This window comes from Candidatus Avelusimicrobium sp., from assembly GCF_056976295.1.
In genome coordinates this window covers 66,154-86,508 of record NZ_DBMCTG010000007.1, presented here as the reverse complement: position 1 = coordinate 86,508, position 20,355 = coordinate 66,154, and the positions used below count along the sequence as shown (strand labels likewise).

Sequence of the window (20,355 nt, the reverse complement as noted above, 5' to 3'; positions counted from 1 at the left end):
ATTGATTACGCCTGTGGCTATGGAAGAAGGTTTGCGCTTTGCAATCCGCGAAGGTGGCCATACGGTAGGCGCCGGTGTTGTAACCAAAATTATTGAGTAGTTTTACTGCTTAATGTGCAAAAAGGGGACCGACTGTTCGGCCCCCTTTTTTGTTGGTACAAAGTAACCCGGTATAGCCGGGGGGATAGTTATTGTTTTAAGGGACATTAATTTATGAATACTTCTTACTTTTTGCACCGTCAAAAAGTAACAAAAAACTCGCCGCTCGGGCTCCATAAAAAGCAGTTCGCGGCGGGAAATTTTATAACTCGCTTCGCTCAAACAATAAAATTTCTTGTCCGACGTGAACGCTTTTTATAAACGGAGCAAAGAGCGGCCAAACAGCCAAAAAACGAGGTAATTTTGCTCTTTGTAAAGACTTAAAATAACTATCGGTGTAGAGGTGTCATTTGCAGCGTTTTATTTTCATCGAGGTCAGTACTTTACCCCTAGACTTGTGAGAGATTTGCAAATATCTTTTCCTTGTTCTGTCTCTGAAGAACAGGACAAACAATTTTCCCCATCAACGGAAGGGTAACAACGCCATAAATCATAAATGCTTTCGTCCTTTATATTTCCTGTGCAGGTTCCTTTACACCGGTAGGCGGCTACACCTGTCATGTCGTCTCTTGTCAGATAGAAGAAATTTTTTGTTACATACATAGGACCACAACAACCTGAGTCCTTCCAGTAGCCACCAGATAAAGAAATATCCCAGTTTTCGGGATCGGCATATACAGCACTATCATAAACACCACTACTTAAAATAGTTGTTTCCACAGCATTAACAATATTACTGGTAATAGAAAGAGCCTCGGTTGCACGGGCTTTTTCTACGGCTTTGGTGTATTGCGGCAAGGCGACGGCTGATAAAATACCGATAATCAGCACGACTACTAACAATTCTATTAAGGTAAAACCTTTTTCCATACTTTTCTCCTTGTCAGTTCTTGGAAAAAAGGCTCATAAAAAACGGCTGCCTATCTTGCGCCAGAGCAAGTGCCGCAAGTATAAACAGCCGTAGTCTGCCGCCAAAAAGGCGGCAAACATTCAGCCCAAGAAAAAGGGGTTATAAGGCCCTTTCCCTTGCGCATTTGATCGGCTGTTTTTGGACTTGCTCTGGATTACGTTCGTAATGCCTCCGTGTTCTTCACACGGTTCCAAAAACAGATAAATTTTTATTTCTACAACACTTTAAGTATAACAAATTTAAACGTATTCTCCCAGTTTGGTATAATATAAATAATCATTATATAAGGAGTCGCTCGTATGAATATTAAATTAGCGGGCTTTTTGGGCAGTGTTCTGTTGCTGGCGGGTTGTGCGGCCACGGAACAGGGGTATCAGCCCATTAACCCAAAAGCCAAAAACTATGCCGAAGCGTTGCGGTCGGCTGATAAATCGTGCCAAGTAGATGCGGATTGCACCTCGGTCAACAAGGGTTGCTGCCTGTGCCACGGCAAAGAAGCGGTTAATAAAGCGGCCGCCAAAGCATTGCAATCCCGTTGGAATAAAGAATGCGCTGATGGCGTATGCACCTTGGAAATGTGTTATGTGGAACTGAACACGTCCTGCCAAAACGGAACTTGTGTGGGCACGCCCAAGCCAATGAAGGACTATTTTGCTAAATAAGGAGAGATAAGTGAAAAAAATTCTAATTGTATTAGCCTGCGCCGCCGCATTGGGCGCTTGTGCTTCTTCCGGTGCGGGGATTAATGCCACTCCGGCCAAATTAACCAAAGCCGTTGCCGCGGCAGACAGAACCTGCCAAACGGATGCCGATTGTGTAGCCGTTCAAAAAGGGTGCTGCCCTTGTGCGGGCTTTGAAGCCGTAAATAAAACGGCGTCCGCCAAGGTTCAAAATGTGCTTGAAAAGGCCTGCGCTAATGCCGGTTGTACGCGCGAAGCCTGCTACACCCGCATTACCACTGCGTGTGTAAACAATGTTTGCACGGGTAAACTGATTACCCCCAAAGCAGTGGCTTTTTAAGGCAGAAACTTTATAATGTGCCCGGCCTCCCGAAAACAGGCCGGGTGCTGTATTGTAAAGCCCGACGGAGAAAGTCTTTACAATACAAGACGGATATTATACAATATATATAAGCGAATTTTAGGCGCTAGACAAAGAAACGAAATGGTGAAAAACGTGAGTATTTGTATAGCGCAAAAGCCCACTAATTTGGTATAATAAAATGTACTGAATTGGACGAAAGGCAGGAAATTCCATACCGGCTCGTCGGAGAAAGCGACCCGGGGGAGGAGTTTCTGCCGAATAATTTTTTTGTAAAAAACATTTAAGGAAAACCAAAAATGGTAGAAAAAACAGAAAAAAAGGCGAAAGTATTGAGCCAAGAAAGAATCCGCATTAAATTGCGTTCTTACGATCACCGTATGTTGGACGCCTCGGTTTCCCGCATTGTGGAAACTGCACAAAAAACGGGCGCCATCGTGGCGGGTCCTGTTCTTCTCCCGGTTCGGATTAAGAAGTACACCGTACTTCGCTCTCCCCATACCGATAAAAAGAGCAGAGAACAGTTTGAAATGCGTATTCACAAAAGACTCATTGATCTGAAAAGTCCCACTTCCAAGACCGTTGACGAGTTGATGAAATTAGACTTGCCGGCCGGTGTGGATGTGGCAATCAAAAGCAACTAACAGGAAACCTGATAGAATATGACTGAAGAAATCAAAAATGCTGCTGGTGCCCAAGAGGCAACCCCCGTTGCTGAAGCGGCCAAAGCAGAAACTGTCAAAGAAGCCCCGGCTACGTTTCGTTTCGTAATCGGCGAGAAAGTGGGTATGACCCAACTCTTTGATGAAAAAGGCAACCTTCACGGTGTGTCCGTTGTAAAAGCGGGTCCGTGCAAAGTTGTACGTGTCAGAACCCAGGATAAAGACGGCTACAATGCCGTTTGCGTGGGTTTTGGCGAAGTGAAAGAAAACAAACTCAATAAACCTGAACTCGGTTATTTCAAAAAAGCCAATGTGGCGCCGGTCAAACATATGAAGGAATGCCGTGTGGCCGACGTAAATGGTTTTGAAATTGGTCAAGTCATTTCACTTGAAAAGATTTTTAAACCCGGCGACTATGTGGACGTCCAGGGGAAAATTAAAGGCCACGGTTTTGCCGGCGCGATGAAACGCCACGGCTTTGCCGGCCAGCCTGATTCCCACGGTGCGTCTGACAGATGCCGCGCTCCGGGTTCCTTGGGCTCCCGCCGCTCTTTGGGTAAAGTGCTCTCCGGTCAGCGTATGGCTGGCCACTATGGTACCACCACCCATACCGTCGCCAAGATTGAAGTTGTGAAAGTGGATAACGAAAACGGTCTCTTGTTCCTTAAAGGCTCTGTGCCGGGTGCAAGAGGTTCTATCGTCTCCGTCTTGGAAACTTCCAAATACAAAAAACACTATGTGGCGCCCCAGCAGCATAAAGTGTCTGCTTCTAAGGCCGCCAACAAGAAGTAAGGACTTTGACCCATGGAAACTAAAGTTTTAGATATTAAAGGAAAAGAAAAAGGGACCTGCGCTCTGCCGGACAGTTTGTTCGCCGTCAAAGCCAACCCTACGTTCCTGCACGAAGTCATCACCGCCTTTTTGGCCAACCAAAGACGCGGCACCGCTGATGTAAAAACTCGCAGCGAAGTGTCCGGAACCGGCAAAAAACCGTGGAAACAGAAAGGTACCGGCCGCGCCCGCCAGGGCAGTTTGCGCGCCGTGCAATTCCGCCACGGCGGTATCGCTTTTGGACCTACCCCGCATTCCTATCGTCAGGATTTGCCGGCCGCCAAACGCAGAACCGCTTTGGCTATGGCTCTTTCCACCAAACTGGCCGAAGGCAACTTGGTAGTTTTGGACTCTTTGACCTTCAAAGAACCCAAAACCAAAGCCTTTGCCGCCGTAATGGAAACATTAGCCGCCGGCCGCAAACCGTTGGTGCTTGATAACTTTGCCGACGAAAATGCTGCTTTGGCCTGCCGCAATATGGAAGGTTTAACCCATATCCCGACGCAGGACATCAACGCCTACGTGGTGCTCAACAGTTCCAAAGTCATCTTGACCAAAGACGCTGTTGAAAAACTGTGCGATACTTTCGCCAAGGAGACTAAATAATGTCCCGCACGTATGAAACGTTAAAAAAGCCCCTTTTGACTGAAAAAAGTCTTATTGAAAGAGACACGCATAACCGCTACGGCTTCGTAGTGGCCAAAACCGCGTCTAAGGGCGAAATCAAAACCGCGGTGGAAAAAATCTTTAATGTAACCGTTACCAAAATCAACACCATTAATGTAACGGGCAAAACCCACCGTATGGGTCGCTTTGAAGGGAAAAGACCTGATTATAAAAAGGCCTTTGTTACCTTGAAAGAAGGCGATAAAATTGAAGTGGTGGAAGCCGCTTCAAAGTAGCGAAAGGAGAAACTACTAACTATGCCTATTAAGTCATTTAGACCTTATACCCCTTCCCGCAGAACGATTACGGTTTCGGATTATTCCGATATCACCAAAACCACTCCGGAGAAGAGTTTAACCAAAGGTCTGCGCAAAACCGGCGGCAGAAATAACACCGGTATGATTATGGTTCGCCACATTGGCGGCGGCCACAGACGTGCTTACAGACAAATTGATTTTAGAAGAGAAAAATACGGCATTCCGGCCAAAGTCGTGTCTATTGAATACGATCCGAACAGAAGTGCCCGTATTTGTCTTTTAAATTACGCTGACGGCGAAAAGAGATATATTCTTCATCCGCTCGGCGTACAGGTGGGCGATGTGTTGATGTCCGGCCCGGCCGCTGATATTAAAGTGGGTAACTGCCTTGCTCTTAAAAATATTCCCGAAGGTACTTTTATCCACGCGATTGAATTGAAAGTTGGCAAAGGCGCCCAGTTGGCTCGCAGCGCGGGCAGCCAGGCCCAACTTATGGCCAAAGAATCGGACTATGCCCATATCAAAATGCCGTCCGGTGAAATTCGCTTGGTCCCCAGCGCTTGCTGCGCTACTATCGGCCAAGTGGGCAACATTGACCACGGCAACGTCGTAATCGGCAACGCCGGCAGAAACAGACATCGCGGCGAAAGACCTACCGTACGCGGTAGCGCTATGAACGCGGTTGACCACCCGATGGGCGGCGGCCGTGGGCACGGTAAAGGCGGAAATATTCCGCGCTCCCCGTGGAACCAGCAGACCCGCGGTCTGAAAACTCGCTCCACCAAAAAAGCGTTCGGCTGGATGATTGTCAGCGACAGAAGAAAAAACAAGGCTAAGTAATTATGGGAAGATCAACTAAAAAAGGTCCGTTCGTGGATTTAAACCTGTTGGAAAAAGTTCAGGCGATGAACGCTTCCAACGAAAAGAAACCTATCAAGACGTGGGCAAGAGCCTGCACCATCGTGCCGGAATTCGTGGGACACACGTTTCTGGTGCACAATGGCAGAAAATTTCTTCCCATTTACGTTTCCGAAAGAATGGTAGGATACAAACTCGGTGAATTTTCTTTCACTCGTTTGTTCAAAGGTCACGGTGGTATGACGAAAGATTCCACCGCCCTGAAATAAGAGTTGAGGATTTGATATGGAAGCTTGTGCAAAAGCTAAATTTCAACGTTTCGGCAGCCGCAAGGTAAACTTGGTGCTGGATCAAATCCGCGGTAAAAACGTCAAGGCGGCGGAGGAAGTTCTTCCTTTCGTAGCCAAACGCACCTCGGATTTGGTGGCCAAAACTTTACACAGCGCTGCTGCTAACCTGGAAGTGAAAGCCGGCAAAAAACTGGATTTCAGCAAAGTCTTCATTAAAGAAGCGTTTGCTAACCTCGGCCCCAGCGGCCACTTGAAAAGAGTACAGCCCGGCCCGCAGGGTCGCGCTATGCCCTATAAGAAAAGTATGTGTCATTTGACTGTCATTGTTACCGACGAAAAAAAGGGAGGTCGCTAATTTATGGGACACAAGATTCATCCCCGGTCAATTAGATTAGGTTATATTCAGGATTGGCGTTCCAGATGGTTCGCCCCCAAGAATATGCCCGCGCTTATTAAAGAAGACTTTGATATCCGCAAAATCATTGACGACAAATTCAAAATGGCGGCTGTCAGTTACGTCGGCATTGAAAGAGCCGGTGCGTTCTTGCGTGTGAATGTTCACACTGCCCGCCCGGGTGTGGTAATCGGCAAAAAAGGCGCCGATATTGAAGCGTTGAGAAAAGAATTGGAAGCCCTTACCGGCAGCAAAACTTTCGTCAACGTGATTGAAATTAAAAATCCGGAAACGGACGCCCAACTGGTAGCCCAGAATATCGCTATGCAACTTGAAAAGCGCGCTCACTATGGCGCCGCTATGAAAAAAGCGATTGAAAAGGCCTTGTCCGGTAAAGCGCTCGGTATTAAAATTATGGTGTCCGGCAGACTCGGCGGCGCGGAAATCGCCCGCACCGAGTGGAAACGCGAAGGCCGCGTTCCGCTGCACACCTTGTGCGCCGATATTGACTACGGTTTCACCGAAGCCAACACCATCAGCGGTAAAATCGGCATTAAAGTCTGGATTTTCAAGAGAACCCACTTCGCCAAATCTCCGAAAGAGATTATGAACGAACTCAAGAAACATCGCGACATGGAAAGCGGTTCCACCGAAGGCGCGACGGAAGTTGCCGCCCCGGCTGTGGAAACCAAATAGAGGACTTTGACTTATGTTAATGCCTAAAAGAGTTAAATATCGCAAGCCCTTCAGCGCGCCGCGCATTAAAGGTAATGCCAAGCGCGGTACGGAAGTGGTCTTTGGCGAATTTGGGTTGAAAGCGTTGGAACCCAAATGGATTACCGCCCGGCAGATTGAAGCTGCCCGTATTACCTTGTCCCGCTTCATCAAGAAAAAAGGCAAATTGTGGATTCGCATTTTCCCGGACAAAGCCATTACGAAACACCCCGCCGAAACCCGTATGGGTAAAGGTAAAGGCGCGCCCGAATATTGGGCCGCTGTGGTGAAGCCCGGCAGAATTTTGTTTGAATTGGAAGGCGCTTCTGTGGAAGACACCAAAAGAGCCATGCGTTTGGCTTCCGACAAACTGCCGATTAAGACGAAACTGGTAACCAGAAGGTAGTTTATGAAAACGAACGAAAAAGAAGTTTTGAAAAAGAAAACGTTGGCCGAACTGAATGAAGCGCTCGGCAAAGCCCAAGAAAAGAAGTTCAACCTTCTTTTCAAACACAGCACCACTCCCATCGCTAACCCGATGGAAATTAGAGCGGTCAGACGCGAAATTGCTCTTTTGCAAACGCTGATCAACCAGAAGAAAGAGCAAAAATAGAGGTTTTAAAAATGGAAAATCAAGAAACCCGTGCTAAAAGAAAGGTCCTCACCGGCGTGGTTGTGTCCGACAAAATGAACAAAACCCGCACCGTTATGGTGGAACGCCTGGTTCACGACGACCGCTATGGCAAAACGCTCAAAAGAGCGGCCAAATTCCACGCGCACGACGAGGCCAACGAAACCAAAATCGGCGACAAAGTGGAAATTATGAGCACCCGTCCCGTTTCCAAAACGACGAAATGGCGTGTTTCCAAGATTGTGGAAAAAGCCAGAGCTTAGTTTTTAAAAACTACGGAGTTATTAAAGTATGATTCAATTAAGAAGCATAGTCAATGTGGCCGACAATTCCGGCGCGCGTAAAGTCCAGTGCTTTAAAGTGCGCGGCGGCCACCACCGGGATATCGCAACTTTGGGAGATGTCGTGATGTGCTCCGTCAGAGATGCGATCCCTACCTCCGCCATTAAAAAAGGCGACGTAGTCCGCGCGGTAGTCGTTCGCGTGGCCCGCGAAAAAAGAAGAAAAGACGGTTCCTATATTCGTTTTGATGACAACGCTGTTTGCATCATCAACGATAACGGCGAACCCAAAGGCACCCGTGTGTTCGGGCCCATTGCCAGAGAACTCAGAGAAAAGAACTTTTTGAAAATCATTTCCCTGGCTCCTGAGGTGGTATAGAGTATGATTATCAAGAAGAAAGATACCGTGCTGGTTTTGGCCGGCAAGGACAAAGGCAAGAAAGGCGAAGTGAAATCTGTCAACCCGGGCAAAAACAAAGTAGTAGTTGCCGGCGTAAATATGATTTCCAAACACACCAAGCCTACTCAAAATAAGCAAGGCGGCATCATCCAGATGGAAGCGGCGTTGGATGCTTCTAACGTAGCGGTCATCTGCGGTAAATGCAAAAAAGCGATGACGCCCAAAGTGCAAGTTTCGGCCGACGGTAAAAAAGTACGCGTTTGCCGCAAATGCAACGAGCCGATCATTTAATCCAGGTAAGAGAAAATGACTAAGAAAGAAACGAAAAACGTAACAAAGGCGCCCGAGGGATATACTCCTCGCTTGCAGGCCCTTTATAAAGAAAAAGTGCTTCCGGCCTTGCTCAAAGATATGGGTGTAAAGAGCCCGATGGCTGCGCCGAAACTCACGAAAATCGTGATTAACATCGGTGTAAAAGATGCCCGTGAAGACATTAAAGCGTTGGAAGTGGCCAAAGAAGATTTGACCGCCATCGCTGGTCAGGCTGCCCAAGTAAGACGCGCCAAAAAATCTATCTCTAACTTTAAACTTAGAGAAGGTATGCCTATCGGCGTGCGCGTAACGCTGCGCGGTGCGAGAATGTATGAATTTATGGAACGCTTCATTATGATCGCCTGCCCCCGCATCCGCGACTTTCAGGGTTTCAACCCGAGTTTTGACGGCAAAGGCAATTTGAACCTGGGTATTAAAGAACATTATATTTTCCCGGAAATTGATGTGGAAAAATCACCCAAAGCCCACGGTATGAACATTACGTTCGTTACCACGGCCGGCAACGATAAAAGCGGTCGCCTGCTCATGGATTATATGGGTATGCCCTTCCGCAAATCGGCTACTAAATAAGAGGACTAAAACTTTATGGCTACTAAAGCATGGGTTGCAAAAATGGCTAAGGACCAAAAGTTCGCCGTGCGCTATCACAACAGATGCCAAATCTGTGGCCGCGCAAGAGGTTACTACCGCGACTTCGGTCTCTGCCGTATCTGCCTGAGAAAGATGGCACACCAGGGTTTAATCCCGGGTCTTAGAAAATCGAGCTGGTAATTTACAGGAGGAGGTATCGCTTTCGGGCCAACTCCGTTACGGAAAGTGGCTTGGGACGATAACCTAGAATATGGATCCAATCGCAGATTTCTTAACCAGAATAAGAAACGCCAATATGAAGAAAAAAGAAAAAGTGGATATCCCTTTTTCTAAAATCAAAACCGAAATTGCGCGCATCCTCAAAGAAGAAGGATATATCGCCAATTTCAAAGCCGTCCATAATGAAACCAAGGGCGGCGTGGTAAGAGTATTTTTGAAATACACGCCGGAAAACGAATGCGTTATCCAGGGCCTCAAAAGAGTGTCCAAACCGGGTTCCCGCGTTTACAGCGCTTACAACAATATTCCGAAAGTTCGCGGCGCTTTTGGTATTTCTATTCTTTCCACTTCCAAAGGCTTAATGACCGACGCGCAAGCCAAAGCCGCCAAAATCGGCGGTGAACTTTTGTGCCAGGTCTGGTAAGGGGGGAATATGAGCAGAATCGGTAAAAAAATTATCAACATCCCCGCTAATACCAAAGTGGAAATTAAAGAGAACATCATCACCGCTACCGGCGCTTTGGGCACATTGTCCTACACTTTGCCGGAAGGTGTAACCCCCAAAATGGAAGGGGCTGTGTTGACTTTCTCTATCCCGGAAAACCGTGTGAAAGAACTTAACGCTATCCACGGCACCACCCGCGCGAACGTCTTTAATATCATTGAAGGCGTTACAAACGGTTTCTCCAAAACCTTGGAAATCAACGGTTTGGGTTACCGCGCAAATGTGGCCGGACAAAAACTCAATTTGGAATTGGGTTTCTCTCACCCCGTCAATTTGGATATCCCCACTGGCCTTACGGTCGTGGTGGATCCGAAATCCGGCGCGGTAACGATTAAAGGCAGCGATAAGTTCAAGGTGGGCGATTTCGCGGCCAAAATCAGAAGAATCAGACCTCCGGAACCCTACAAAGGCAGCGGTATTAAATACCAGGGCGAACATATTGCCCGCAAAGCCGGTAAGACTGCGGCGGGAGGTAAATAATTATGGCTACTAAGCAAGAAAGATATCAATTCAGAAAGGACCGCAGCCGCGGCCACCTGTTGAAAAACGGTGCGCACCGCCCGCGCCTTTCGGTGTACAGAAGTTTAAAATACATCTATGCCCAAATTATTGACGACAACACCCACAGCACGTTAGTGTCTGCCACGACGTTGTCCAAAGAATTTGAAGGCAAGTTTGACACCTCCGCCAAGAGTATTGAAGCCGCCAAGGCCTTGGGCGCTGCTATTGCCAAGAAAGCGCTTGAAAAAGGTATCAGCGAAGTAATGTTTGACCGCGGCGGACGCGTGTACCACGGCAGAATTAAAGCGCTTGCTGATTCCGCCAGAGAAGCAGGATTGAAATTCTAAGACAGGTGAATTTAATGTCCAATGAAACGCTAGTTAAAAGCGATAACAGAAAAGAAGCGAAAGGCAAAAGAGCCGAGTTTCAAAAAGCAAGACCGCTCGCCGAAGGCAAAACGACGGTCATCCACGTAGCCAGAACGGCCAAGGTAGTAAAGGGCGGTAAACGCTTTGGTTTCCGCGCGTTGGTCGTGGTCGGTAACGGTATGGGCAAAGTGGGCGTTGCTATTGGCAAGGCAAACCAGGTTCAGTTGGCTATTGCCAAGGCTGAATCTCACGCGAGAAAACATATGATTACGTTCCCGATTGTGGGCGAAACGATCCCGCACGAAACCATCGGCAAGTTCGGTGCTTCTTCCGTGTGGATGAAACCCGCCGCCCCCGGTACCGGTGTAATCGCCGGTAGCGGTGTGCGCCTCTTGTTTGAAGCCGCCGGTATCAAAGACGTGCTCGCCAAGAGTTTGGGCAGTTGCAATCCGTGCAACCTCGTGTATGCCACTATGGAAGCGTTCAAACAACTCAAAAGCAAAGAAGTTGTGAACGTTATCCGCGGCAAGGCTGAAAAAGCCGCTGCCGAAGCCCCGAAAGCCGAAGCGCCCGTAGAAGCCGCCAAGGCCGAATAGTTTTGTGGAGAGAATAAAATGGTAACTTTAAATAAACTTTTCCCTAAACATGGGTCTAGAAAAGCCAAAAGACGCTTGGGCCTCGGCCCGGGCTCTGGTTTGGGCAACTACTGCACCAAAGGTATGAAAGGGCAGACTTCCCGCTCCGGTAACAGCCGCAAGGAAAGCAAAGAAGGCGGTCAGATGCCTCTTATCCGCCACACGCCGAAAAGCGGTTTTTCCAATAAAGACTTTGCCAAGCGTTACGATTATGTAAACCTCGGCTCCTTGGAAAAAGTGTTTGCGGCCGGTGCGGAAGTAACCCCCGAAGCCTTGAAAAAAGCGGGCATCATTCACGATGTTACCCGTGTCAAAGTGTTGGCTAACGGCGCTTTGACCAAGGCCTTGAAAGTGTCTGCTCACGGTTTTTCTGCCACCGCCAAAGCGGCGATTGAAAAAGCCGGCGGCACCGTAACCGTGCTTGAACAGAAGACCAAATAATGGCTAACAACACAGTTGCAAATATCTTTAACGCCCCCGAACTCAAGAAGAGGCTTCTCTTCTTGATCGGGGCGTTGGCTGTTTTCCGGATTGCGGCTGCAATCCCAATACCCGGTATCAATGCGGATGTTTTGAAACAACTCTTTGCCGCCCACCAAAACGGTATTCTTGGTTTTATGAATATCTTTTCGGGCGGTGCGTTGGGGAAATTCTCCATTTTGGCCTTGGGTATTATGCCGTACATCAATGCGTCCATTATTATGGGGCTTGTTCGCGGGGCGCATATTTTCCCCGCGTTGGACAGAATGCATAAAGAGGGCGAATCCGGCAGAAGAAAAGAAAACCAGATTACCCGTATTTTTGCACTGTTCCTGGCTGTTTTGCAAGGCGCTATGATGACCTTCGCCATCACGAAAGTGGAAGGCGCAGGCGGCGTATCGGCGGTAGTCAATCCGTCCTTTATGTTTTTTGTAACCACCGTGCTGACCCTCGCGGCCGGTACGATGTTTGTAATGTGGTTAGGCGAACAGATTACGGAAAAAGGGGTGGGTAATGGTATTTCGCTCATCATTTTTGCCGGTATCGTGGACCGCTTGCCCAGTGCTATTATGGAAGTCGTCAACCGTGTAAAAACGGACGAAATGGACTTCTTTATGGCCTTGGTGATTTTTGGTGCGGCGATTGTGATTACCGCGTTAGTGGTATGGCTGGAAACGGCCCAACGCCAAATCCCGGTTCAGTATGCCAAACGCCAGGTAGGGAATAAAACTTATGGCGGACAGACCAGTTATCTGCCGCTTAAAATTGACCAGAGCGGTGTGATTGCAGTAATCTTTGCATCCTCTGTTATTTCCTTACCGCTGACGATTGCCAGTTTTAACCAAGAAGCCGCTTGGGCGCAGAAACTGTTGGAGGCTATGAGCCGCAGCAACGGTTGGTATATGTTGATTTTCTCCGCGCTCATTATTTTCTTCTGCTATTTCTACAATTCTATGACGATTAACCCGTCCGATTTGGCAGACAATATGAAGAAATGGGGCGGCTTTATTCCGGGTATTCGTCCCGGAGAACCGACCAAAAACTACATTGAGTGGGTAATGAACCGCTTGACGTTCTGCGGTGCCATCTTTGTATGTTTGGTGGCCGTCTTGCCGGATTTCTTCCGTGCGGAATTTAACGTGGACTTTTACTTCGGCGGTACGGCTTTGCTTATCGTCGTTGGTGTCGCGTTAGATACCGTCGGTCAAATCCAAGCCCATCTCTTGGCCCGCAATTACGAGCCGTTGATGAAGGGAAGCAAGAGAATCAAAGGCCGCTGGTTCAACGTCCAGTAATTTCGTATTTTTGGGGGATTTCGGTGTTGCCCCTTCTTTCGCATAGCAGGTATAGTATGCTTCAAGAAGGTGCGCCTAGAAATCCCCTCAAAAATCCAAAATTACTCATTAAGTTTTGGGTTCCCTCAAAATCTTAAAAAATTAGTTTGGTTGTATTTTTTCGCAAATTATTTTGTGTGTGGCTCTGTTGGGGCTACACACAAAGTTGTTTGAAAGAATAGGAAGGAATTTTTAAAGTGAATATTGTTTTAATGGGCTGCCCGGGTGCCGGTAAAGGCACGCAGTCGGCCAAGTTGCAAGATGAATTTCAGTTGAAGCACATTTCCACCGGGGATGTTCTGCGCGCGGAAATTGCTTCCGGTTCCGAACTCGGCAAAAAGATTTCCGGCATTATTGAAAACGGAAATTTGGTGCCGGACGAACTGATGATTTCTATGTTGGAAAATATTGTCAAATCTACGGATAAAGGCATTATTTTTGACGGTTTTCCGCGCACGGTAGCACAAGCCGAAGCGTTAGATGCTATGATGGCCCGCCTCGGACGTGAAATTACGGAAGTAATTATGATTGACTTGCCGGAAAGCGAAGTGGTCAGCCGTATTACCTCCCGCCGCCAATGCAAAAAATGCGGTGCTATTTTGCACGTCAATCCGGAAGCCCCGCTTGCCGAATGTCCGTCTTGCGGTGGTGAATTATACACCCGTGCGGACGATACCGCCGAACACGTTAAACGCCGCTTGGAAGTGTATCACAACGATACGCTGCCGGTAAAAAATTATTATCTAAACAGCGGGAAATACGTAGAAATCAAGGGTAACCAAACCCCCGAAAAAGTTTTTGAAGACATTGTAAATGTCATCAAGAAGGCAAAATGATTGAAGTAAAAAACGATAGCGAACTCCAAAAGATGCGTGAAGCCGGCAAAGTAACGGCGGCGGTTCTCAAACTGATGACCGAACTCGTTAAGCCGGGTATTTCTACGCTGGAATTGGATGCCGCGGCCGAAAAGACGATTCGCTCCTTCGGGGCGACACCGCTCTTTCTCGGTTATTATGGTTTTCCGGGCACTATTTGCGCTTCCGTAAATGAAGAAGTCGTGCACGGAATCCCAAAAAAAGATAGAATATTAAAGAGTGGTGATATTATCAGTATAGATACAGGGGCTCGCCTTGACGGCTTCTGTTCTGATGCCGCAATCACCCTCGGCGTGGGAGAAGTTTCTGACGAAGCCCAAAGACTGATGGACGTTACCAAAAAGTCTTTATATAAGGCAATCGGGCAAGTCAAACCCGGCAAACGTCTTGGCGACGTGGAGCACGCGGTGGAAACTTTTGCCAAGCAAAAGGGCGTAGGTGTCGTGCGTGATTATTGCGGGCACGGTATTGGACGCAATATGCACGAAGAACCCAGTATCCCGAATTTCGGCAAGCCGGGCACGGGACCGCTCTTGGAAAAGGGTATGGTCTTGGCAATAGAACCTATGCTTACTGCGGGAACATATAGAGTCAGGGAGTTGGATGACGGTTGGACTGTGGTTACAGCGGACGGGAAGTATGCCGCCCACTTTGAACACACAGTAGCCGTTACGGCTAACGGCAGTGAAATTTTCACGGCCTTTGAATAATCTACGCCGGCGCTTTTTGGAAGGTTCAAAAGGGCGCGGCGGATGTTTGTTCTAAATTTATCCGAACTCGGAGTCGTATGAGCGATAAGATAGAAATTGAAGGTAAAGTCTTGGAATCGCTGCCCAATGCGATGTTTAAAATCGAAATCCCGGGCGGCAAAATTATTCTGGGACATATATCCGGCAAAATGAGAGTTCATCATATAAGAATTCTACCGGGCGACAAGGTCAGACTGGAATTGTCTCCTTACGATTTGACCCGCGGCAGAATAACTTATAGGGAGAAATAAATGAAAGTCAGAGCCAGTGTAAAAAAGATATGTCAGAAATGCAAAATCATTAAGCGCAACGGCGTAGTCCGTGTGGTTTGCGAAGTCGCGAAACACAAACAACGCCAAGGTTAATTTAAGGAGTTTTAGAAGAATATGGCTAGAGTCGCAGGTATTGATTTACCTAAAAATAAAAGAATTGACGTCGCCCTGGAATATATTTACGGCATCGGCAAGAAAAACGCTAAAGACGTGCTTGCCAAATTGAACGGCCAGATTGATCCCGCTACCCGCGTGAAAGACTTGACCGAACAGCAGGCCGGTTTGCTCAACACCATTTTGCAGAAAGAATACAAAGTGGAAGGCGAACTCCGCCGCGAAGTGGCGCAAAACATTCACCGCGCCATTGAAATCGGTTCCTATCGTGGCCAGCGCCACCGCCGCAACCTGCCGGTCCGCGGTCAGCGCACCAAAACTAACAGCAGAACCCGCCGCGGCAGAAGAAAAACCGTGGGTGCTAAAACCAAATAACTTTTAATATTAGGAATTTAAACATATGGCAGAAGAAAAAGTAACAACGGCCCCGGCCGCGCAAGCGCCGGCGGCGAAAGGAAAGAAGAAAAACGCCAAAGCGCCGGTATTCGGCGTGGTGCATATTTACTGCTCGTTCAACAATACGATTGTAACTGTTTCGGACGACAAGGGCAACACGATTGCTTGGTCCACCGCCGGTTCCCACGGCTTCAAAGGCACCAAGAAAAGCACTCCGTTTGCCGCGCAAATCACCAGCAATAAGGCTGCTGAAAAAGCCGTTGCTATGGGTATGCGCGAAGTAGCCGTAAAAGTTTGCGGCCCGGGCCAAGGCAGAGAAACTGCCGTGCGCGCCGTACAGCAAGCCGGTTTAACCGTGTCTTCCATTAAAGACATCACCCCCATCCCCCACAACGGATGCAGACCGCCCAAAGCCAGGAGAGTATAAGATTTATGTCTAGATATACAGGACCCAGCTGCAAAAAGTGCAGAAAATTAGATTGCAAACTTTTCTTGAAAGGGAGCAAATGCTACACCAACTGTGTCATTGACAAGTTGGCGGCCGTAACCAAACGCGGCGGCAAAGTTAGAAAAGCCAAAGTGTCCGAATACGGTATTCGTTTGCAGGAAAAGCAGAAAGCCAGACTTCAATCTGGTATGTCTGAAATTCCGTTCCGCAATTTGTTTGATTCCGCTGCCAAGGCCGAAGGCCAGACCGGTGAAAATTTCTTGCGCAAATTGGAAACCCGCTTGGACAACACCGTCCGCCGCTTGGGTTTTGCCATTTCGCTTAAAGCCGCTCGCCAGTTGGTATTGCACGGATATGTAACCGTAAACGGTAAAGCCGTAAACGTGCCTTCTTACCAGTTGCGCTTGGGCGACAAAGTAACCCTGAATGCCGCCTTGGCTGAAAATGTGGAAGTAAAGCAAGCCTTGACGGATGCCGAAAAGCGCAACCAGCGCCCGAGCTTCTTGGAATACGATGCGGAGAAGATGACCGGCAAACTTTTAAGATGGCCCGACAGAGCGGAAATGTCCTACCCTGTCAACGAGCAGCTCATCGTAGAATACTATTCTAAATAGTTTGGAGGCAATAATGGCTTTTAACGAAATAGTCCTTCCGCAAAAGATTCAACTGGAAGAAAAAACCGCGTCCGACTTTTACGGCAAATTTATTGCCGAGCCGTACGAAAGCGGTTACGGTCATACGGTGGGCAACTCCCTGCGCCGGATTTTACTTTCCGGTATGGAAGGGGCCGCTGTAACCGCCGTCAGAATCGCGGGTGCCGTGCACGAATTTAGCACGATTCCCAACGTGCGGGAAGACGTTATCAATATTTTGCTCAATATGAAACGTCTGCGCGTGAAAATGGAAGGCAAAAACCGTGAATATTTGCAGTTGCACGTCACCAAACCCGGCGTGGTTACGGCTGCGGATATTGAAGAAGCGTCCGGTGTGGAAATTGTCAATAAAGACCTGGCCTTGGCCACCTTGGAAGTGGGCGGCAGCCTGGAAATGGAAATTGAAATTTCCCGCGGCAAGGGTTATGTGCCTGCCGAAGATTTAACCAAAATTCAGCGCCCTGCCGGGTTTATCCCGGTGGATGCCCTGTTTTCTCCGATTGTGAAGGTCCACTACGACGTGGAACCTGCCCGTGTCGGCCAGAAAACGGACTATGACCGCTTGATTTTGGAAATTACCACCGACGGCACCTTGGCTCCGGCCCGGGCGTTGCACCGTGCAGCGGTATTGCTGTCCAGTTCTTTGCATATTTTCACGATTGAAGGCGAAGACGATTGCGTGGCTACCACCAGCGACGAAGCGGTGGAAGAACCCGTGTCTGCCACGGGGGCTGTCGCCGGCGCGAGTGTCAATTCCAAATTGGATGAACTGCTCAACCAGTCCATTGAATTTATTGAATTGTCGTCCCGCTCCATTAATTGTCTTAAATCCGAAAATATTAACACGGTCCGCGATTTGGTTAAAATGACCGAAGATGACTTGAAAATGATTAAGAACTTCGGTGCCAAATCTATGGACGAAATCAAAGAAAGACTGGCCGAGATGAAACTTTCGCTCGGTATGAAAATTTAAGGAGTAGTTTTTAGCGTATGATTAAAAATACCGGATACAGAAAATTGGGCAAGACTGCGTCCCACCGCAAGGCTATGCTTAACAATATGGCCACCAGCATTATTCTTCACGAACAAGTGAAGACCACGCTGCCCAAAGCCAAAGAAGTTAGACGCGTGGTGGAAGGGCTCATCACGCTGGCCAAAGCCAACAACGAACGTGCCGCCAAAGACACCTTGAAGGATGCCACGGCTGTAAAGAAATTGTTTGAAGTATTGGCTACCCGCTATGCCAACCGCGCCGGCGGCTTCTGCCGCATTTACCGCGCGGGGCTGCGCCAAGGCGATAATGCCGAAGTGGCCATCGTTAAATTGGTTGAATAGGTGAGCGCTTATGGTAATAGACTATCTTGGGGGGCTTTTCTCTTCTGACTTGGGTATGGACCTTGGCACGGCCAACTGTCTAATCTATGTCAAAGATAAAGGCATCGTGCTTCGCGAGCCGTCCGTTGTCGCTGTGGAAAGAGAAACCGGCGAAGTGAAGGCTGTCGGCGCGAAGGCCAAGCAAATGCTTGGCAGAACCCCGGCTAATATTGTGGCCGTGCGCCCGATGAAGAACGGCGTAATTGCGGACTTTGAAGTTACGCAAGAAATGATTCGTTATTTCATCCGCAAGGTCCACAGCAGAAGCAGTCTGTTACGTCCCAGAATTGTGATTGGCATTCCCTCGGACATTACCGGCGTGGAAAGACGCGCGGTAGATGATGCCGCCCGCCAAGCGGGTGCGCGCGAGGTCTATTTGATAGAGGAGCCCATGGCTTCGGCCATGGGCGCCGATTTGCCCATCGCGGAACCGCACGCAAGTATGATTGTTGATATCGGCGGAGGCACGACGGAAGTGGCCGTTATCTCGCTGGGCGGGATGGTGGTTGCCAAGTCTATTGATGTGGCCGGCGACGAATTAACCGAGTGCATCGTGCAGTATTTCCGTAAAAAATACAATCTGATTATTGGCGAAACGACGGCCGAGGAAGTGAAAATCAACCTGGGTTCCGTCTATCCCTTAAAGGAAGAAAAATCCATGGAAGTAAAAGGGCGCGACCAGACACAGGGCCTGCCCCGCACCTTGACGGTAACTTCGGAAGAAATCCGCCAAGCGTTGATGGAGCCGGTGCGCCTGATTATTGACGTGATTAAAAGCACCTTGGAAGAAACCCCGCCGGAATTAGCCGCGGACCTCGTAGATAGAGGGCTTGTGGTGGCCGGTGGCGGCAGCCTGTTAAGAGGCATTACCGAACTGATTCGCAAAGAAACGGATATCCCCGTTCACCGCGCCGCAGACCCGCTGAGTTGCGTGGCCTTGGGCACGGGTAAGTTCTTGGAACAACTGAACGAAAAAGGCTCCCGCTTCTTCGGCTCCCGCGGTAAATCTTTCTAGCAGACGGTTGCAGAAAACCTTTTAGCGGACACAGTTCTTTAAGGGACCGTGTCCGCTTTTTCGTTTGAAAAGGGGAAATTTCCCCATACAGATTTGAGTTATGTTATCACATAAAAAAAAGTCATCCAAAAAGCAGGAGCCCGGCTCACGCCGTCGTTTTTTGCTCCCTTTAATTTTTTTATTAACGTCCTTCCTGCTAATGATTTTACCGCTGGAAGGTTTTGTATCTTCTGTTAAGGCGGTGCTGGCGTATGTTTTCTTGCCGCAGGTGCGCGCGGCGCACGCTACGGCTAAATATGCGGAAAATGTCAACCAAACGGTGCGGGAATTATTGGACGCCCACCGGGAAAACCGCGAACTCAAACAGGAAATTGAAATGACGAAGTTGCTTTCGTCCCAAGCCGAAGCCATTTTGGACGAAAACGGACGTTTAACCGATTTATTGAAATTATCCCGCACGCACCGTTGGAAAGGGGTGTGGGCGAAAGTAGCCTACCGGGAACCTTCCCAATGGAACGCCGTTATTATTGATAAAGGTCTAAAAGACGGTATAACCGAGCGCAGTGCTGTAATTTCTATGGAAGAAGGGCAGGAAGGCCTGGCGGGTGTGGTGGTGGAAGCCACAGAAAGCACCGCCAAAGTGCTTTTGGTGCGCGACGAAGATTTTTCCGCCGCTGTTTATTTGGAGCGCGGCAAAGAGGAAGGTCTTTTGGCGGGCAACGGCCCGCGCGCTGTGCGCATTAAATATATTCCCCTTTTAACCCGGGTGGAAAAAGGCGATAAAGTCTATACTGCGGCGACCAGCAGTATCTTTCCGGCGGGAATTTTAGTCGGCGAGGTAAGCGGCGTGCGCGAGGACGAGAGTTTTCAAACAGCCCTTACGGTGGAAGTAATTCCGTTGGTGCGCTCATCGGCGGTGCGTGAACTGTTTGTGATTACAGGAAACGGAGGCAACTAACCTATGTGGAGTTTTATTAAACTGCTTTTGCTGTTTATAGTGGCGACGGTGTGTCATTGGGCTTTTTCGTCATTATTTTCTTTTTGGGGATTGAGCGTGAATATTATGTTGGCCTTTACGGCGGCTTTTTGCGCCGTATTAAAGCCTGCGTTTGGTTATCCGGCGGCTTTTGTATGCGGGCTGTTTTTGGATTTCTTCGCCACGAAACTGTTTGGCTACAATGCTTTTTCCTTTACGGTGGCCTCGTGCATTATTTATGCGTTGGCAGAACGGTTTGATTTTGACGGGATTTTCCCGCAGGTTATTAGCGTGTTTGGCTTGTCTGTTTTAGTCAGCGTGATTAATGCGCTTCTTGTATGGTGGTTTGCTTCCGCCGCAATGTGGCCCGGCTTTTGGAGTGTGCTGGGAGGTGCATTTTTCTGTGCGCTCTTGGCTCCGGCGGTGTTTTGGATAGTTCGCCGGGTGTTGGCCTGCGGGCCTGTTTGCCGGCAAAGATAGGAT

37 protein-coding genes are annotated in these 20,355 nt (G+C 48.6%); 36 read left to right on the top strand and 1 reads right to left on the bottom strand.

Annotated elements, in window-relative coordinates:
• The coding region (locus tag ACZOTW_RS04545; protein WP_483997595.1) for an EF-Tu C-terminal domain-related protein at positions 1–100 on the top strand (100 nt) is incomplete at its 5' end.
• Between the two features lie 374 nt (positions 101–474).
• Here the strand turns inward: ACZOTW_RS04545 and ACZOTW_RS04540 are convergent.
• Entirely contained in the window at positions 475–969 is a 495-nt protein-coding gene (locus ACZOTW_RS04540) for a type IV pilin protein (protein ID WP_483997593.1), read from the bottom strand.
• Positions 970–1,308: 339 nt separating this feature from the next.
• Between ACZOTW_RS04540 and ACZOTW_RS04535 the strand changes: the two genes are divergently transcribed.
• From ACZOTW_RS04535 to mreD, 35 genes are all read left to right on the top strand, one after another.
• Complete coding sequence (locus tag ACZOTW_RS04535; protein ID WP_428055790.1) at positions 1,309–1,671, top strand: hypothetical protein; 363 nt, start codon at positions 1,309–1,311, stop codon at positions 1,669–1,671.
• A 10-nt stretch (positions 1,672–1,681) separates the two neighbouring features.
• The gene (locus ACZOTW_RS04530) at positions 1,682–2,029 is read left to right on the top strand and encodes a hypothetical protein (protein ID WP_428037899.1); all 348 of its coding nucleotides are present in this window, start codon (positions 1,682–1,684) and stop codon (positions 2,027–2,029) included.
• 320 nt (positions 2,030–2,349) lie between these two features.
• Positions 2,350–2,694 (top strand): 30S ribosomal protein S10, encoded by a 345-nt coding sequence (rpsJ, locus tag ACZOTW_RS04525; RefSeq protein ID WP_428037898.1) that lies wholly within the window; start codon positions 2,350–2,352, stop codon positions 2,692–2,694.
• 18 nt (positions 2,695–2,712) lie between these two features.
• Positions 2,713–3,504, top strand: coding sequence for a 50S ribosomal protein L3 (gene rplC / locus ACZOTW_RS04520; RefSeq protein WP_428040146.1), 792 nt, complete (start codon positions 2,713–2,715; stop codon positions 3,502–3,504).
• Positions 3,505–3,516: 12 nt separating this feature from the next.
• Positions 3,517–4,149 (top strand): 50S ribosomal protein L4, encoded by a 633-nt coding sequence (rplD, locus tag ACZOTW_RS04515; protein WP_177746027.1) that lies wholly within the window; start codon positions 3,517–3,519, stop codon positions 4,147–4,149.
• On the top strand, positions 4,149–4,445 hold the full coding sequence (locus ACZOTW_RS04510; RefSeq protein ID WP_177746029.1) for a 50S ribosomal protein L23: 297 nt from the start codon (positions 4,149–4,151) through the stop codon (positions 4,443–4,445). Before rplD ends, ACZOTW_RS04510 begins: the two co-directional genes overlap by 1 nt.
• Before the next feature lie 21 nt (positions 4,446–4,466).
• Positions 4,467–5,306 (top strand): 50S ribosomal protein L2, encoded by an 840-nt coding sequence (gene rplB, locus ACZOTW_RS04505; protein WP_177746031.1) that lies wholly within the window; start codon positions 4,467–4,469, stop codon positions 5,304–5,306.
• 2 nt (positions 5,307–5,308) lie between these two features.
• Positions 5,309–5,593 carry a 30S ribosomal protein S19 gene (gene rpsS / locus ACZOTW_RS04500; RefSeq protein ID WP_177746033.1) on the top strand — a complete coding sequence of 95 codons (285 nt, stop codon included), beginning with the start codon at positions 5,309–5,311 and terminating at the stop codon, positions 5,591–5,593.
• A 16-nt stretch (positions 5,594–5,609) separates the two neighbouring features.
• Positions 5,610–5,969 (top strand): 50S ribosomal protein L22, encoded by a 360-nt coding sequence (gene rplV / locus ACZOTW_RS04495; protein WP_087289330.1) that lies wholly within the window; start codon positions 5,610–5,612, stop codon positions 5,967–5,969.
• A 3-nt stretch (positions 5,970–5,972) separates the two neighbouring features.
• Positions 5,973–6,704: a 30S ribosomal protein S3 gene (gene rpsC / locus ACZOTW_RS04490; protein WP_177746035.1), complete on the top strand. Its 732-nt coding sequence runs from the start codon at positions 5,973–5,975 to the stop codon at positions 6,702–6,704.
• A 13-nt stretch (positions 6,705–6,717) separates the two neighbouring features.
• Entirely contained in the window at positions 6,718–7,128 is a 411-nt protein-coding gene (gene rplP, locus ACZOTW_RS04485; RefSeq protein ID WP_087289326.1) for a 50S ribosomal protein L16, read from the top strand.
• Between the two features lie 3 nt (positions 7,129–7,131).
• Positions 7,132–7,335, top strand: coding sequence for a 50S ribosomal protein L29 (gene rpmC, locus ACZOTW_RS04480; RefSeq protein ID WP_177746038.1), 204 nt, complete (start codon positions 7,132–7,134; stop codon positions 7,333–7,335).
• A gap of 11 nt (positions 7,336–7,346) precedes the next feature.
• Positions 7,347–7,616 (top strand): 30S ribosomal protein S17, encoded by a 270-nt coding sequence (rpsQ, locus tag ACZOTW_RS04475; RefSeq protein WP_177746040.1) that lies wholly within the window; start codon positions 7,347–7,349, stop codon positions 7,614–7,616.
• Positions 7,617–7,644: 28 nt separating this feature from the next.
• Positions 7,645–8,013 (top strand): 50S ribosomal protein L14, encoded by a 369-nt coding sequence (gene rplN, locus ACZOTW_RS04470; protein WP_087289320.1) that lies wholly within the window; start codon positions 7,645–7,647, stop codon positions 8,011–8,013.
• A gap of 3 nt (positions 8,014–8,016) precedes the next feature.
• Complete coding sequence (gene rplX, locus ACZOTW_RS04465; protein ID WP_177746042.1) at positions 8,017–8,325, top strand: 50S ribosomal protein L24; 309 nt, start codon at positions 8,017–8,019, stop codon at positions 8,323–8,325.
• Positions 8,326–8,340: 15 nt separating this feature from the next.
• Positions 8,341–8,937, top strand: coding sequence for a 50S ribosomal protein L5 (rplE, locus tag ACZOTW_RS04460; RefSeq protein ID WP_428037896.1), 597 nt, complete (start codon positions 8,341–8,343; stop codon positions 8,935–8,937).
• A gap of 15 nt (positions 8,938–8,952) precedes the next feature.
• Positions 8,953–9,138: a type Z 30S ribosomal protein S14 gene (locus ACZOTW_RS04455; protein WP_087289315.1), complete on the top strand. Its 186-nt coding sequence runs from the start codon at positions 8,953–8,955 to the stop codon at positions 9,136–9,138.
• A gap of 70 nt (positions 9,139–9,208) precedes the next feature.
• Positions 9,209–9,601 carry a 30S ribosomal protein S8 gene (gene rpsH, locus ACZOTW_RS04450; protein WP_177746046.1) on the top strand — a complete coding sequence of 131 codons (393 nt, stop codon included), beginning with the start codon at positions 9,209–9,211 and terminating at the stop codon, positions 9,599–9,601.
• Positions 9,602–9,610: 9 nt separating this feature from the next.
• The gene (gene rplF / locus ACZOTW_RS04445) at positions 9,611–10,162 is read left to right on the top strand and encodes a 50S ribosomal protein L6 (RefSeq protein ID WP_428040992.1); all 552 of its coding nucleotides are present in this window, start codon (positions 9,611–9,613) and stop codon (positions 10,160–10,162) included.
• 2 nt (positions 10,163–10,164) lie between these two features.
• Positions 10,165–10,530, top strand: coding sequence for a 50S ribosomal protein L18 (rplR, locus tag ACZOTW_RS04440; protein WP_177746050.1), 366 nt, complete (start codon positions 10,165–10,167; stop codon positions 10,528–10,530).
• A 14-nt stretch (positions 10,531–10,544) separates the two neighbouring features.
• Positions 10,545–11,147 (top strand): 30S ribosomal protein S5, encoded by a 603-nt coding sequence (gene rpsE, locus ACZOTW_RS04435; protein ID WP_177746052.1) that lies wholly within the window; start codon positions 10,545–10,547, stop codon positions 11,145–11,147.
• Positions 11,148–11,165: 18 nt separating this feature from the next.
• Positions 11,166–11,627, top strand: coding sequence for a 50S ribosomal protein L15 (gene rplO, locus ACZOTW_RS04430; RefSeq protein WP_177746054.1), 462 nt, complete (start codon positions 11,166–11,168; stop codon positions 11,625–11,627).
• On the top strand, positions 11,627–12,961 hold the full coding sequence (gene secY / locus ACZOTW_RS04425; protein WP_177746056.1) for a preprotein translocase subunit SecY: 1,335 nt from the start codon (positions 11,627–11,629) through the stop codon (positions 12,959–12,961). Before rplO ends, secY begins: the two co-directional genes overlap by 1 nt.
• 236 nt (positions 12,962–13,197) lie before the next feature.
• A complete protein-coding gene (locus ACZOTW_RS04420) occupies positions 13,198–13,836 on the top strand; it encodes an adenylate kinase (protein WP_428037894.1) in 639 nt (212 codons plus the stop codon).
• Complete coding sequence (gene map, locus ACZOTW_RS04415; protein ID WP_483997592.1) at positions 13,833–14,585, top strand: type I methionyl aminopeptidase; 753 nt, start codon at positions 13,833–13,835, stop codon at positions 14,583–14,585. Before ACZOTW_RS04420 ends, map begins: the two co-directional genes overlap by 4 nt.
• A 77-nt stretch (positions 14,586–14,662) precedes the next feature.
• Positions 14,663–14,875, top strand: coding sequence for a translation initiation factor IF-1 (infA, locus tag ACZOTW_RS04410; protein ID WP_177746064.1), 213 nt, complete (start codon positions 14,663–14,665; stop codon positions 14,873–14,875).
• Positions 14,876–14,989, top strand: a complete 114-nt coding sequence (rpmJ, locus tag ACZOTW_RS04405) for a 50S ribosomal protein L36 (RefSeq protein ID WP_177746066.1) — start codon at positions 14,876–14,878, stop codon at positions 14,987–14,989.
• 21 nt (positions 14,990–15,010) lie between these two features.
• Entirely contained in the window at positions 15,011–15,385 is a 375-nt protein-coding gene (gene rpsM / locus ACZOTW_RS04400; protein ID WP_177746068.1) for a 30S ribosomal protein S13, read from the top strand.
• Between the two features lie 25 nt (positions 15,386–15,410).
• Positions 15,411–15,833 carry a 30S ribosomal protein S11 gene (gene rpsK, locus ACZOTW_RS04395; RefSeq protein ID WP_177746071.1) on the top strand — a complete coding sequence of 141 codons (423 nt, stop codon included), beginning with the start codon at positions 15,411–15,413 and terminating at the stop codon, positions 15,831–15,833.
• A gap of 5 nt (positions 15,834–15,838) precedes the next feature.
• Positions 15,839–16,468 (top strand): 30S ribosomal protein S4, encoded by a 630-nt coding sequence (rpsD, locus tag ACZOTW_RS04390; RefSeq protein WP_428045171.1) that lies wholly within the window; start codon positions 15,839–15,841, stop codon positions 16,466–16,468.
• Between the two features lie 13 nt (positions 16,469–16,481).
• Positions 16,482–17,480 carry a DNA-directed RNA polymerase subunit alpha gene (locus tag ACZOTW_RS04385; protein ID WP_177746076.1) on the top strand — a complete coding sequence of 333 codons (999 nt, stop codon included), beginning with the start codon at positions 16,482–16,484 and terminating at the stop codon, positions 17,478–17,480.
• 17 nt (positions 17,481–17,497) lie between these two features.
• Entirely contained in the window at positions 17,498–17,842 is a 345-nt protein-coding gene (gene rplQ / locus ACZOTW_RS04380) for a 50S ribosomal protein L17 (RefSeq protein ID WP_177746078.1), read from the top strand.
• Between the two features lie 10 nt (positions 17,843–17,852).
• A complete protein-coding gene (gene mreB, locus ACZOTW_RS04375) occupies positions 17,853–18,896 on the top strand; it encodes a rod shape-determining protein (protein ID WP_177746080.1) in 1,044 nt (347 codons plus the stop codon).
• A 100-nt stretch (positions 18,897–18,996) separates the two neighbouring features.
• Positions 18,997–19,854, top strand: a complete 858-nt coding sequence (gene mreC, locus ACZOTW_RS04370; RefSeq protein ID WP_483997591.1) for a rod shape-determining protein MreC — start codon at positions 18,997–18,999, stop codon at positions 19,852–19,854.
• A gap of 3 nt (positions 19,855–19,857) precedes the next feature.
• On the top strand, positions 19,858–20,352 hold the full coding sequence (gene mreD, locus ACZOTW_RS04365; protein ID WP_177746085.1) for a rod shape-determining protein MreD: 495 nt from the start codon (positions 19,858–19,860) through the stop codon (positions 20,350–20,352).
• The last annotated feature ends 3 nt before the right edge of the window (positions 20,353–20,355 follow it).